The organism is Pseudomonas sp. Sample_9, from assembly GCF_004307535.1.
Taxonomy (GTDB): Bacteria; Pseudomonadota; Gammaproteobacteria; order Pseudomonadales; family Pseudomonadaceae; genus Aquipseudomonas; species Aquipseudomonas mercuritolerans.
In genome coordinates, this window is record NZ_RAZO01000158.1 from 1 (window position 1) to 11,665 (window position 11,665).

14 protein-coding genes are annotated in these 11,665 nt (G+C 60.0%); 7 read left to right on the forward strand and 7 right to left on the reverse strand.

Annotated features, from left to right (window positions below; translation table 11 throughout):
* Positions 1-1,225: tRNA 5-hydroxyuridine modification protein YegQ (yegQ, locus tag D6877_RS08385; protein ID WP_130910465.1), on the reverse strand; the 1,225-nt coding region annotated here is incomplete at its 3' end.
* Positions 1,226-1,381: 156 nt separating this feature from the next.
* On the opposite strand from yegQ, the gene D6877_RS08390 reads away from it, so the two are divergent.
* Entirely contained in the window at positions 1,382-2,443 is a 1,062-nt protein-coding gene (locus D6877_RS08390; RefSeq protein ID WP_130910466.1) for an AI-2E family transporter, read from the forward strand.
* On the opposite strand, the gene D6877_RS08395 is transcribed toward D6877_RS08390, so the two are convergent.
* From D6877_RS08395 to D6877_RS08405, 3 genes are all read right to left on the reverse strand, one after another.
* On the reverse strand, positions 2,440-2,622 hold the full coding sequence (locus tag D6877_RS08395) for a hypothetical protein (RefSeq protein WP_130910467.1): 183 nt from the start codon (positions 2,620-2,622) through the stop codon (positions 2,440-2,442). The genes D6877_RS08390 and D6877_RS08395 overlap by 4 nt on opposite strands.
* Positions 2,623-2,725: 103 nt before the next feature.
* Positions 2,726-2,920: a hypothetical protein gene (locus D6877_RS08400; protein ID WP_016770691.1), complete on the reverse strand. Its 195-nt coding sequence runs from the start codon at positions 2,918-2,920 to the stop codon at positions 2,726-2,728.
* 229 nt (positions 2,921-3,149) lie between these two features.
* Positions 3,150-3,530 carry a hypothetical protein gene (locus tag D6877_RS08405; RefSeq protein ID WP_024013471.1) on the reverse strand — a complete coding sequence of 127 codons (381 nt, stop codon included), beginning with the start codon at positions 3,528-3,530 and terminating at the stop codon, positions 3,150-3,152.
* A 243-nt stretch (positions 3,531-3,773) separates the two neighbouring features.
* Between D6877_RS08405 and D6877_RS08410 the strand changes: the two genes are divergently transcribed.
* Positions 3,774-4,592: a shikimate 5-dehydrogenase gene (locus D6877_RS08410; RefSeq protein ID WP_130910468.1), complete on the forward strand. Its 819-nt coding sequence runs from the start codon at positions 3,774-3,776 to the stop codon at positions 4,590-4,592.
* 184 nt (positions 4,593-4,776) lie between these two features.
* On the forward strand, positions 4,777-5,295 hold the full coding sequence (locus D6877_RS08415; protein ID WP_130910469.1) for a cupin domain-containing protein: 519 nt from the start codon (positions 4,777-4,779) through the stop codon (positions 5,293-5,295).
* A gap of 132 nt (positions 5,296-5,427) precedes the next feature.
* Here the strand turns inward: D6877_RS08415 and D6877_RS08420 are convergent, their stop codons facing one another.
* Positions 5,428-6,072: a DUF480 domain-containing protein gene (locus D6877_RS08420; RefSeq protein ID WP_130910470.1), complete on the reverse strand. Its 645-nt coding sequence runs from the start codon at positions 6,070-6,072 to the stop codon at positions 5,428-5,430.
* 125 nt (positions 6,073-6,197) lie between these two features.
* Between D6877_RS08420 and D6877_RS08425 the strand changes: the two genes are divergently transcribed.
* Entirely contained in the window at positions 6,198-6,707 is a 510-nt protein-coding gene (locus tag D6877_RS08425; RefSeq protein ID WP_041477165.1) for a DUF1993 domain-containing protein, read from the forward strand.
* Between the two features lie 158 nt (positions 6,708-6,865).
* Here the strand turns inward: D6877_RS08425 and sstT are convergent, their stop codons facing one another.
* Positions 6,866-8,098, reverse strand: coding sequence for a serine/threonine transporter SstT (gene sstT, locus D6877_RS08430; RefSeq protein WP_130910471.1), 1,233 nt, complete (start codon positions 8,096-8,098; stop codon positions 6,866-6,868).
* 307 nt (positions 8,099-8,405) lie between these two features.
* Here sstT and D6877_RS08435 point away from each other — a divergent pair, with 307 nt between their 5' ends.
* Positions 8,406-9,563, forward strand: a complete 1,158-nt coding sequence (locus tag D6877_RS08435) for an MFS transporter (protein WP_122612098.1) — start codon at positions 8,406-8,408, stop codon at positions 9,561-9,563.
* On the opposite strand, the gene nhaR is transcribed toward D6877_RS08435, so the two are convergent.
* Entirely contained in the window at positions 9,558-10,457 is a 900-nt protein-coding gene (nhaR, locus tag D6877_RS08440) for a transcriptional activator NhaR (protein WP_016775345.1), read from the reverse strand. The two genes, D6877_RS08435 and nhaR, sit on opposite strands and share 6 nt — an antisense overlap.
* A 133-nt stretch (positions 10,458-10,590) precedes the next feature.
* Here nhaR and D6877_RS08445 point away from each other — a divergent pair, with 133 nt between their 5' ends.
* Together D6877_RS08445 and D6877_RS08450 are read left to right on the forward strand one after the other, a co-directional pair.
* Positions 10,591-10,833, forward strand: coding sequence for a hypothetical protein (locus tag D6877_RS08445; protein ID WP_130910472.1), 243 nt, complete (start codon positions 10,591-10,593; stop codon positions 10,831-10,833).
* A gap of 29 nt (positions 10,834-10,862) precedes the next feature.
* Positions 10,863-11,612, forward strand: a complete 750-nt coding sequence (locus tag D6877_RS08450) for a TerC family protein (protein WP_130910473.1) — start codon at positions 10,863-10,865, stop codon at positions 11,610-11,612.
* Positions 11,613-11,665: the final 53 nt, after the last annotated feature.

The window sequence follows — 11,665 nt, forward strand, 5'->3', positions numbered from 1 at the left end:
CTTGGCCGCTGACACTCTGCAATTCATGCAGATCAAAATGGAAATTGCCCTTGGGCGTCATCAGTTCCAGATGATCGCCCACGGCAAAACGATTCTTCACTTTCACCTCGGCCAGGCGGTCCCGGCGCTCGCCGGTCAGCTCGCCAACGAACTGCTGTCGCTCCGACACCGAACTGCCGTGCTGATAGTTCTGATATTCGTCATGCACATGCCGGCGCAGAAAACCTTCGGTGTAGCCGCGCTGGGCCAGCGATTCCAGATCCAGCATCAGGCCGCGATCAAACGCGCGCCCGGCCACGGCATCATCGATCGCCCGGCGATACACCTGGGTGGTGCGTGCGCAGTAGAAATGCGATTTGGTCCGGCCTTCGATCTTCAATGAATGCACGCCCATGCGCGTCAGGCGCTCGACATGCTGCACGGCGCGCAGGTCCTTGGCGTTCATGATGTAGGTGCCGTGTTCGTCTTCGAAAGCCGGCATCAATTCATCGGGACGATTGGCTTCCTGCAACAGAAAGACCTGATCGGTCGGTGCGCCGAGGCCTAGCGTCGGCTCGGGTTGAAAGGTCTGGACGATCTCGCCGAGCTGGTTTTGTGTGGCTTCCTGCGCCGTGTACTTCCAGCGGCAGGCGTTGGTGCAGGTGCCCTGATTGGCATCGCGCTTGTTCATGTAACCGGAGAGTAGACAGCGCCCGGAATAGGCCATGCATAGCGCGCCGTGCACGAACACTTCCAGCTCCATGCCCGGCACCTGCTCGCGGATTTCGCCGATCTCCTCCAGCGACAATTCGCGCGACAGAATGATCCGGCTCAGCCCCTGTTGCTGCCAGAACTCGACGCTCGCCCAGTTCACCGTATTGGCCTGCACCGACAGGTGAATCGGCATCTGCGCAAAGTGCTGGCGCACCAGCATGATCAGGCCCGGGTCGGACATGATCAGCGCATCCGGGGCCATCTCGATCACTGGCGCCAGATCCTTGAGAAACGTCTTCAGCTTGGCGTTGTGCGGGGCGATGTTGACCACCACATAGAAGCGCTTGCCCTGCGCCTGCGCCTCACGGATGCCCAGCGCCAGGTTGGCGTGGTCGAATTCGTTGTTGCGCACCCGCAGGCTGTAGCGCGGCTGGCCGGCGTAGACCGCATCGGCGCCATAAGCGAAGGCGTAACGCATGTTTTTCAGGGTGCCGGCGGGGGCGAGAAGCTCGGGGGCGATGAGAGTTGGCATTTGGGTGTCGGTCGCAAAAGCCGCGCAGGGTAGGGCAGCTGTTGCGAGGGTTTATTGATCTGGATCTATGCTCCATGAATAAACATGGCACTCACGCGCTCGGCGGCTGACTAAGTGGGGCGGGCGTGCGTGACGCCTGACTGACATGGACCGGATATGAACGAAAAGAGTCTGCAATTCAAATCCCTGACAGTGCTGCTGGTGCTGGTCACGGTGGCCTTTATCTGGATTCTGCTGCCGTTTTACGGCGCGGTGTTCTGGGCTGTCATCCTCGGCATTCTGTTTGCGCCGGTACAGCGCAGGTTGCAGCAGAAGTTCGGTTTGCAACGCAACGTGACGTCGCTGTGCACCTTGAGCCTGTGCCTGGTGATCGCGATTCTGCCGGTGATCATCGTCAGCATCCTGCTGGTGCAGGAAGGGGCGACGGTCTACAAGAACATCGAAAGCGGTGAACTGGATATCGCCGCGTATCTGGCGCAGTTCAAACACAGCCTGCCGCCGTATTTCCAGAACCTGCTTGATCGTTTCGGTGTGGGCGAACTCGACAGCCTGCGCGAGAAGATCGTCAAAGCGGCGATGCAGGGTAGCCAGGTGCTGGCGACTCAGGCGTTCAGCTTCGGCCAGGGCACGTTCGAATTCGTGGTGAGCTTTTTCATCATGCTTTACCTGCTGTTTTTCTTTCTGCGTGACGGCCCCGAGCTGGCGCGCAAGATGCGCACTGCCGTACCGCTGGAAGAAAACCACAAGCGTCGCCTGCAACTGAAGTTCAACCGCGTGGTGCGCGCCACGGTCAAGGGCAACGTGGTGGTGGCCGTGACCCAAGGCGCGCTGGGCGGGCTGATTTTCTGGTTTCTCGATATTCCCAGCGCATTGCTCTGGGCGGTGCTGATGGCGTTTCTGTCGCTGTTGCCAGCAGTCGGCGCGGGGATTGTCTGGGCGCCGGTGGCGGCGTACTTCCTGCTTAGCGGCATGATCTGGCAGGGCGTGGTGCTGGGCTTGTTCGGCGTATTCGTGATCGGCCTGGTCGACAACGTGCTGCGCCCGATACTGGTGGGCAAGGACACGAAAATGCCCGATTACCTGATCCTGGTCTCGACCCTTGGCGGCCTCGCAGTCTTCGGCCTCAACGGCTTTGTGATCGGGCCGCTGATTGCCGCGTTGTTCCTGTCGAGCTGGGCGCTGTTCGTCGAGACCAAGCCCAAGGTGCAACTGCCTTAAGCACGGAACGAGGCGCTGGCGACCTGTTGCGACAAAGCCTGCGCTGCCGGCAACGAAGTGAGCGGGCCGCTGATCGGCTCGCCATCGCGCACCAGATACCAGCAGGCGAGCAAGCCCGAGGCGCGGAGTGAAGCGGGAACTGCGCTGCCGATCACCGACATGATTTGAACCTGTGCCATGGGGAAACCTCCATCAAACTGATGGGGCTACCTTAGGGGCTCGTTGGCGCTGCGGAAAATCAACGCTTTCGATAGTGGTCATTGATGCCAGTGAGGTCTGCCGTCATTCGACCACTTGATCGAGCATGTGCATGACTTCGCGTTCATTGAGCAGGCCCTTGTGCACGAGGTTTTCGGCGAGCAGGGAAAGCAGCTTGGCGCAGCGATGGCCTTCCAGATGCTTGAGTTCGGTGAGCGCGCTGTACACCTTGCTCGAGGTGCACAGACCGACGATGCGGTGCGGGTTTTGTGTGGGCATACAGTCGTCCTTGTTGTTATCGATCTGTTGTTTACGGACGGATTCAGATTGCGGTTCCGTCATGACAAAGCGGTGACCGTTCGATGAAAAAAGCCCGACGGTCGATTCCATCATGCCGACTTTAGCTGCTCGAACTGTCCTCACAGCGACCTTGGCGAGATTTTTTCAGACGTTGGCCGACCGGCGGTCATAAAAAAGCCCCGCTCGAAAGCAGGGCTCTGTATTGCGCTTACCAGCGTGGACCACCGTAGTAGCCATGCGGGCCGCCGTAGTAGCCGTGGGGACGACCGTAATAACCACGAGGCGGGCCATAGTAGACGGGGGCCGGCTGCACGTAGACCGGTTGTTGCACATACACCGGCGCCGGTTGGTAGTAGACCGGTGGCGGCGGTTGCTGCACGTAGACCGGTTGCGGCTGAACATAAACCGGTTGTTGCTGCACATACACCGGTCGATCCTGGTTGATCAGTGCCGAGCCGATGATGGCCGAGCCGACGATCGCGCCAAACACTGCAGGGCCCTGCCAGCCATGGCCACCACCCGCTTCAGCCTGGCCGGTGACGGCAAGTGCGCCAATCAACAAAGCCATGATGGGAAGTTTACGAATCATGATAAGTCCTCGGTTCTTCGACCCGGCGCCGCGGCCTGAATCAGGCCCACAGTTGTCGCGGGGATACAGCTAAGACAGCAAATTTGCGAAATTCAGCACAGCCGCTGGGTAAATTTTGTGTAAGGTCTGTACCGGCTTCTTTACCCGGCTGCGCGGCGCCACAAACAAGCCTCAATGATGATTCAGAACCCGGTGGGCTGGCCAATCCCGTCCATCCGAAAGTGCGTTTGAAGGAGAAGTTTCATGCAGATGAACCCGAACAAAGACACCCAACTGTGCATGTCCCTGTCGGGGCGGCCGGGGAATTTCGGTCTGCGTTTTCACAACCATTTGTATGAACAGCTGGGCCTGAATTTCTACTACAAGGCGTTCAGCAGCCAGGACCTGACCGGCGCGGTCGGCGGCATCCGGGCACTGGGCATTCGTGGCTGCGGCGTGTCGATGCCGTTCAAGGAGGCCTGCATTGCGCTGGTCGATGAACTGGATGCCTCGGCAGCGGCGATCCAGTCGATCAACACCATCGTCAACACTGGCGGCCATCTCAAGGCCTACAACACCGACTACATCGCTGTCGCGCAGTTGCTGGAGAGCCACGCGGTGCCGAAACATTCAACCTTCGCCCTGCGTGGCAGCGGCGGCATGGCCAAAGCGGTGGCCAGCGCCCTGCGCGATGGTGGCTACAAGAACGGTTTGATTGTCGCCCGTAACGAACGCGCCGGCCGCGCCCTGGCGGATTCGCTGGGTTATCGCTGGCAGGCCGAGCTTGGCGACGAGCGCCCGCAGATGCTGATCAATGTCACCCCGGTAGGCATGGACGGCGGGCCGGAGGCGGGGCAACTGGCGTTCGAGCCTGAAGTGATCAAAGCGGCTGAGACGGTATTCGACGTGGTGGCAATCCCTTCGGAAACCCCACTGATTGTGCGTGCACGAGCCGAGGGCAAGCGGGTAATCACCGGGCTTGAGGTGATTGCGATTCAGGCGCTGGAGCAGTTCGTGCTGTACACCGGGGTGCGGCCGAATGAGGCGCAGTTTGCGGCGGCGGTGGATTTTGCGCGTAGCTGAGTTTGGCGGTGGCTGAGTGGCCCTCTTCGCGAGCAGGCTCGCTCCCACAGGTTGCGCTGGAATGCGATTGAATGTGGGAGCGAGCCTGCTCGCGAAGGCGGCGCTGCGGTTCTGGATCACTATCTATAATCCTCGCCAGCACGCACAGACCTGCCCACCAAAAAAACCATAACCGAGGCCGCCCATGCATCCGCCCATCCTCAACCTCAACGAGGTCGAACTCGAACCCCTTCCCGAAGCCCTCGCCCCCGAAGGCGAAACCGCCGCGCGTTATCAGCAGCGTTTCGCACGGATCGGCCAGCAACTGGGTGCGCAGAAACTAGGTTATCGCCTGTATGCGCTGCCAGCGGGCATGCGCGGCAGTCCGTTCCACAGCCATCGGGTCAATGAGGAGATGTTCTACGTGGTGGCCGGGGAGGGCGAGGTGCGCTTGGGAGGCGAGCGTTTTCCGATCCGCGCCGGTGATGTGATTGCCTGCCCACCGGGCGGACCGGAGAAGGCTCACCAGATCATCAATACCAGCGCGGATGAGCTGCGTTATCTGGCGATCAGCACTCAGCAGCAGCCGGAGATCTGCGAGTATCCGGACTCGAACAAGTATGCGGTGATGGATAATTTCGCGGTGGATGCCGAGGGCAACGCCTCGGGCTTTGTCGCTGTCGCGCGGCAGGTGGATGGGGTGGATTATTGGGATGGGGAATGAAGCGGGCAGCTGAATATCGCGCAGACCCTGTGGGAGCGAGCCTGCTCGCGAAGGCGGCGGGTCATCCGAGATCGTGGTGACTGACACTACGCGTTCGCGAGCAGGCTCGCTCCCACAGAGGTTCTGTTGTGATTATTCGAGGCGGGCCAGGCGTTCTTCCAGCGCTGCGATCCGCGCTTCCAGTTCCTCGATACGCTCCAGTGAAACGCCACCGCTCGATCGCTCCCCGGGATTCTGCCGCGCCGCCAGGATCGCTTCGATATCCGCCGGATCGCCCAAGGCATGGGTATAACGATCCTCACGCTGCCCGGCCTGACGCGGAATCAATACCGCCAGACCGCGTGCAATCAGGCGTTCAAGCTGATGAATCACCTGCTCGGCGTCTTCGAACTCGTGCATGCGCCCGCTGCGGGTGAGCAGTTCATTGACGGTTTGCGGGCCGCGCAGAAACATCAAGCCAGTCAGAATCACCTGCGCCGGCACCAGTTCCAGCGCCTTGTCGACCTTGTGCTCCCAGCGGTCGGCACGGCTACCCATCACCAGCCGGGTGAAACCTCGACCTTCCAGCGCCCGCAGGCTTTGCCCGACCTGGCCCTGATTGAGGTTCATCACCGGTTCACGACTGGTTTTCTGATTGCAGGCCAGCACCAGCGCATTGAGGGTCAGCGGATAGGTTTCCGGGCTGGTGGCCTGTTTTTCGATCAGCGCACCGAGAATGCGGATTTCCGTGGCATTGAGCCGTGGCTGGTCGGAGGTGGATTCTTGTTCGTTGCTCATCGCGCGTTCCCTCTGCAGTCGAAGCCGCCTAGCCTAATCCTTGCCAAACAAAAGGCAAGCCGTGTGCTCATCAAGCATGGCTATAATCGCCACCACGTATTACCCAGCCATCACATGAGACTGCCATGACCATTTCACTGTACGCCGCATCCGTCCCGGTTTTTCAACAAATGCTCAACGCCCTGAGCGATGTGCTGAAAAAGGCCGAAGCCCACGCCAGCGCGAAAAACATCGACCAGAGCGTCTTCCTGCAAGCGCGTCTGTACCCGGACATGTTCCCGCTGGTGCGTCAGGTGCAGATCGCCGTGGATTTCGCCAAAGGCGTGTCGGCGCGTCTTGCCGAAGTCGAACTGCCGAAGTACGACGACACTGAAACCACCTTCGCCGAACTGCAAGCGCTGATCACCAAGGTCCTGGCGTTCATTGGCGAGATCAAGCCAGAGCAGATCGATGGCAAGGAAGGCATCGAAATCGTCACCCGTCCGGGCACGCCGAAAGAGAAGCGCTTCAGTGGTCAGGCGTATCTGCTGACTTACGGCTTGCCGCAGTTCTTCTTCCACGTCACCACCACCTACGCGCTGCTGCGTCATAACGGCGTTGAAGTGGGCAAGCGCGATTACATGGGCGCGTTCTAAACACCCGGATACGAAAAAGCCCGCCAAGGTTCGCGCCTTGGCGGGCTTTTGTTTTCCTGTGGGAGCGAGCCTGCTCGCGAATGCGGCGTATCAGGCGCTATTAATGCTGAATGTCTCGCCCCTTTCGCGAGCAGGCTCGCTCCCACAAGGTAAGGCGGTTACGCCGTACGCTGAGCCTTCTCTTCTTCGCCCAGGCAAGCCGCCGCGGTAAACAGCACGTCAGTCGACGAGTTCAGCGCGGTCTCCGCCGAATCCTGCAGCACGCCAATAATGAAGCCCACTGCCACGACCTGCATGGCGATCTCGCTCGGGATGCCGAACAGGCTGCACGCCAGCGGAATCAGCAGCAGCGAACCACCGGCCACACCGGACGCGCCACAGGCGCAAATCGCGGCGACGACGCTGAGCAGGATCGCGGTCGGAATGTCCACAGCGATGCCCAAGGTGTGCACCGCCGCCAGGGTCAGCACGGTAATGGTGATCGCCGCACCGGCCATGTTGATGGTCGCGCCGAGCGGGATCGATACCGAGTAGGTGTCTTCGTGCAGGCCCAGGCGCTTGCTCAATTCCAGGTTGACCGGAATGTTCGCCGCCGAGCTGCGGGTGAAGAACGCGGTGATGCCGCTTTCGCGCAGGCACATCAGCGTCAATGGATACGGGTTTCGGCGCAGCTTCCAGAACACGATCAGCGGGTTCATCACCAGCGCGACGAACAGCATGCAGCCCAGCAGCACCGCCAGCAGGTGCGCGTAGCCAAGCAGTGCGCCGAAACCGGAGGTGGCCAGTGTCGATGCGACGAGGCCGAAGATGCCCAGCGGCGCGAAGCGAATGACCACGCGGACGATCACGGTGACGCCGTTGGACAAGTCACCGAGCACTTCGCGAGTGGTTTCGCCAGCGTGGCGGATGGCAATGCCCATGCCGATCGCCCAGGCCAGAATGCCGATGAAGTTGGCATTCATCAGCGCGCTGACCGGGTTGTCGACGACGCTCAGCAACAGGCTTTGCAGGACTTCGCCGATGCCGCCGGGCGCAGTCACGGCAACGTTCTCGGTCGATAACACCAGATTCGACGGGAACGCCATGCTGGCGACCACGGCCACCACCGCAGCGCTGAATGTACCCAGCAGGTAGAGGAACAGGATCGGGCGGATGTGGGTTTCCTGACCGTGCTTGTGGTTGGCGATCGAGGCCATCACCAGCACGAACACCAGAATCGGCGCCACGGCTTTCAACGCCGAGACAAACACCTTGCCGATGAACGCGGTGGACTTCGCCAGCTCCGGTGCAATCAGGGCAAGGGCAATACCGGCGATCAGACCAATGACGATCTGGCTGACCAGACTCAGGCGTTTCAGGCGTTGCAGTAACGAAGGGGATGAAGCGGTCATAGCGGCATCTCTGTTTTTTATAGGGTGCGAAGCGTCGTGGGCAGTCACGAAACGCCTGTCGAAGTGACATCAACGCCGCCAAACGGCACGTTGAACAGCTGTACGATTTTCAGGGCGCGGACTTTATCACAGCGTAGGCGTGAACCTTCAGGCCTGTGACGATCTGCCACCGGATCGACCCGGCAGATCAGCAGTTTTGGGCAACTCACTGCGGGCGCAGTCTGTTAAGCTTCGCCATCCTCATTTTCAAGTTCTGCCAGCGGGCCTCCGGGTCATCGCTGGTGTCGTCGTTTTGCTGGAGTTGCGCATGCTGTTGCCTATTCTTCTGTTGTCCGCCGCCGGATTCACGGTGCTGACCACGGAATTCGTCATTGTCGGCCTGTTGCCGGCGATTGCCCGAGACCTCGAAGTCAGCATCCCGCAAGCCGGGCTGCTGGTGACCTTGTTCGCCTTTACCGTGGCGCTGTTCGGCCCATTCCTGACCGCTTATTTCGCCCGTTTTGAACGGCGCAAACTGTTCATCAGCATTCTGATCATGTTCGGTCTGGCCAATACCGTTGCAGCGTTGGCGCCGAATATCTGGGTGATGGCCATCGCGCGTCTGATTCCGGCGTTGGGTTTGCCGGTGTTCTGGGCATTGGCCAGTGAAACCGCCGTCGACATCGTCGGCCCGGATTTCGCCGGCCGCGCCATCGCCAAGATCGGCTTCGGCATCGTCTGCGCCACTGTGTTCGGCATTCCGGTCGGCACGCTGATTTCCGACGCGTTCGGCTGGCGCAGCGCCTTCGGCATTCTGGCGTTGATCGCGTTTGCCAAAGCCTTGCTGCTGTTTGTCTACCTGCCGAAAACCAGTCTGCACCAGCATCAGGTCAGCTTCCGTTCGCAGTTCAAGATCCTGCGCAGCCCGCTGATGCTCGGCCATATCCTGTTGTCGATTCTAGTGTTCAGCGGCATGTTCACCGCTTACACCTACCTTGCTGACATCCTCGAACGACTTGCCGGTTTCAACGGCACTGTGGTCGGCTGGTGCCTGATGGCGTTTGGCGCCGTCGGGCTGATCGGCAACTCGCTCGGTGGGCGAGCGGTGGATCGGCATCCGCTGGGGGCGTCGGTGTTGTTTTGTGCGTTCATGATCGCCGGTATGGTTTCGCTGGTGCCGAACATTCATTCGCCAGTGGGTCTGGCGGTGGCGATGGGCATCTGGGGCGTGACCCAGGCGGCGCTGTTCCTGGTCAGCCATGTGCGCCTGATGAAAGCCGCGCCGGAAGCGCCGGCCTTCGCCGCGTCGCTGAACATCGCCGGGGCCAATCTCGGCATTGGTCTGGGCGCGATGGTTGGCGGCCGGGTGATCGACACTGCCGGGCTGGGCTTTCTCGGCTTTGCCGCTGCCGGCTTCATTTTGCTTTCGGTGTTCCTCGCCATGGTGCTGATGACGCTGAAGCCGCGTGAAGTCTGCGCTTCATAACCCGGTAAACAGCTCGCGTCGGGCACCCTCGGTAATCGCTACGATGCCAGGGTGCTTGACCTTGCGCTCCACGGAAATGGCATAGAACGACTCGCTCACGGCGTCGGTCTGGCCGATCAACTCGACGCCGTACTGGCGCTTCACTTCCTCGGCAATTACGCTCGGACCGATAAAGATCCCGCTGCCGGATTGGCCGAAGGCCTGCATCAAAGCACTGTCATCGAACTCGCCGACGATCTGCGGCTGGATCTGCTGTTCGGCGAACCAGCGCTGCAAACGGCTGCGCACCACGGTTTCCGCGCCGGGAATCAGCAGCGGTGCGCCGTGCAGGCTGCGCGGGAAATCCTGGCCATACTGCGCGGCGAGTTCGGCGGTGGCGAAAAAACTGATCCCGCATTCACCGAGCTTCTGGCTGTAGCCTTTGATGTCCAGATGCGAAGGCATCGGACTGTCGGAAATCACCAGATCCAGACGCTGAATGGCCAGATCGGCGAGCAGGCGCTCGAGTTTGTCTTCGCGGCAGGTGATGCGCAGCGGCTCGCTCAATTCCATGGTCGGCGCGATCAGGCGATAAACAATCGATTTGGGCACCACGTCGGCCACGCCGACGCGAAAGAGGATCTGCTGCTCGTTGGGCTGCGCACGCAGCATCAGCTCCAGCTCGCCGCCCAACTGAAACATCTGCTCGGCGTAGGGCAGGGCCTGGCGCCCGGCTTCGGTGAGTTCCAACTGGCGGCCAACCCGGCGAAACAGTTCCACGCCATAGGTTTGTTCAAGCAGTGAGATCTGTCCGCTGATGGTCTGTGGCGTCAGGTTCAGCTGCTCGCAGGCGCGGACGATGCTGCCGGTTTTGGCTACAACCCAGAAGTAATGCAGTTGTCGGTAATTGAGCATATCGGTCGCCACTTCGTGAAAACCGAAGTATAGCCGCTAAAAATACGAATTTTCCTGAAGTGTTCATCTCCCTAGAATGCCCAGCCATCGACGGCCGGTGTGTGCGCCTGTCTGTTCATTCGAAGGAAACCTTATGAAATACACATTTCCCGCAGTGATGTTTGCGTCTTTACTGGTTCTGGCCGGTTGTGATCAGGCGGAAAAAAGCGCCCAACAACTGATGGGTGCGGCGGCTGAAACCGCCAAACAAGCGATTGACGACACCCATAAAGCCGCTGAGCAAGCGCTCAGTGATGCCACCGGTGGTTTGATCGAGAAAAAAGAAACCTCGGAAAAATCAGCGGAAGAATCCGAATCTTCCTCCAAGACCATCTAAACCGTCTTACACAGAGTCAGGACTGACCCATGGAATATCTGTTAGAACTCGCCGCCAGCCCCACCGCTTGGGTTGCTTTGGCCACACTGGTGGTAATGGAAATCGTGCTCGGCATCGATAACCTGATCTTTATCTCGATCCTGACCAACAAGCTGCCCGAACAGCATCGGCAGAAGGCGCGCCGTATCGGTATCGGCATGGCCCTGATTCTGCGTCTGGCCCTGCTGAGCACCATCGCGTTCATCGTGCAGTTGACCGAGCCTGTGATCGAAATCCTCGGCCAGGCGTTCTCCTGGAAGGACATGATCCTGATCGCCGGTGGCCTGTTCCTGGTGTGGAAAGCCACGACCGAGATCCATCACAGCATGGACCCGTCGCCGGAAGACCCGAAAACAGCGACTTCGACCGTAACGCTTGGTTTTGCCGCGGCTATCGGTCAGATCCTGATGCTCGACATGGTGTTCTCGATCGACAGCATCATTACCGCTGTCGGCATGACCGAACACTTGCCGATCATGATCATCGCGGTGGTGGTGTCGGTGCTGGTGATGCTGCTCGCGGCTGACCCGCTGGCCAAGTTCATCAACGATAACCCGACGGTGGTCATGCTGGCGCTGGGCTTCCTGATCATGATCGGCATGACGCTGATCGCCGAAGGCTTCGGCGCTCACGTACCGAAAGGTTATGTGTACGCGGCCATGGCTTTCTCGGCCGGTATCGAAGTGTTGAACATGATGTCGCGCCGGGCGAAGCAGAAGAAGGTTGCTCAGCAGGGGTAATTGCTGAGAACACAAAAAACCGCCTGGGCTGGTTGAGCTCAGGCGGTTTTTTT

Bases quoted from the DNA above. Each gene is read 5' to 3' on its own strand.
- D6877_RS08390 (WP_130910466.1), top strand. From the start codon at position 1,382: ATGAACGAAAAGAGTCTGCAATTCAAATCCCTGACAGTGCTGCTGGTG.
- D6877_RS08395 (WP_130910467.1), bottom strand. From the start codon at position 2,622: ATGGCACAGGTTCAAATCATGTCGGTGATCGGCAGCGCAGTTCCCGCT.
- D6877_RS08400 (WP_016770691.1), bottom strand. From the start codon at position 2,920: ATGCCCACACAAAACCCGCACCGCATCGTCGGTCTGTGCACCTCGAGC.
- D6877_RS08405 (WP_024013471.1), bottom strand. From the start codon at position 3,530: ATGATTCGTAAACTTCCCATCATGGCTTTGTTGATTGGCGCACTTGCC.
- D6877_RS08410 (WP_130910468.1), top strand. From the start codon at position 3,774: ATGCAGATGAACCCGAACAAAGACACCCAACTGTGCATGTCCCTGTCG.
- D6877_RS08415 (WP_130910469.1), top strand. From the start codon at position 4,777: ATGCATCCGCCCATCCTCAACCTCAACGAGGTCGAACTCGAACCCCTT.
- D6877_RS08420 (WP_130910470.1), bottom strand. From the start codon at position 6,072: ATGAGCAACGAACAAGAATCCACCTCCGACCAGCCACGGCTCAATGCC.
- D6877_RS08425 (WP_041477165.1), top strand. From the start codon at position 6,198: ATGACCATTTCACTGTACGCCGCATCCGTCCCGGTTTTTCAACAAATG.
- sstT (WP_130910471.1), bottom strand. From the start codon at position 8,098: ATGACCGCTTCATCCCCTTCGTTACTGCAACGCCTGAAACGCCTGAGT.
- D6877_RS08435 (WP_122612098.1), top strand. From the start codon at position 8,406: ATGCTGTTGCCTATTCTTCTGTTGTCCGCCGCCGGATTCACGGTGCTG.
- nhaR (WP_016775345.1), bottom strand. From the start codon at position 10,457: ATGCTCAATTACCGACAACTGCATTACTTCTGGGTTGTAGCCAAAACC.
- D6877_RS08445 (WP_130910472.1), top strand. From the start codon at position 10,591: ATGAAATACACATTTCCCGCAGTGATGTTTGCGTCTTTACTGGTTCTG.
- D6877_RS08450 (WP_130910473.1), top strand. From the start codon at position 10,863: ATGGAATATCTGTTAGAACTCGCCGCCAGCCCCACCGCTTGGGTTGCT.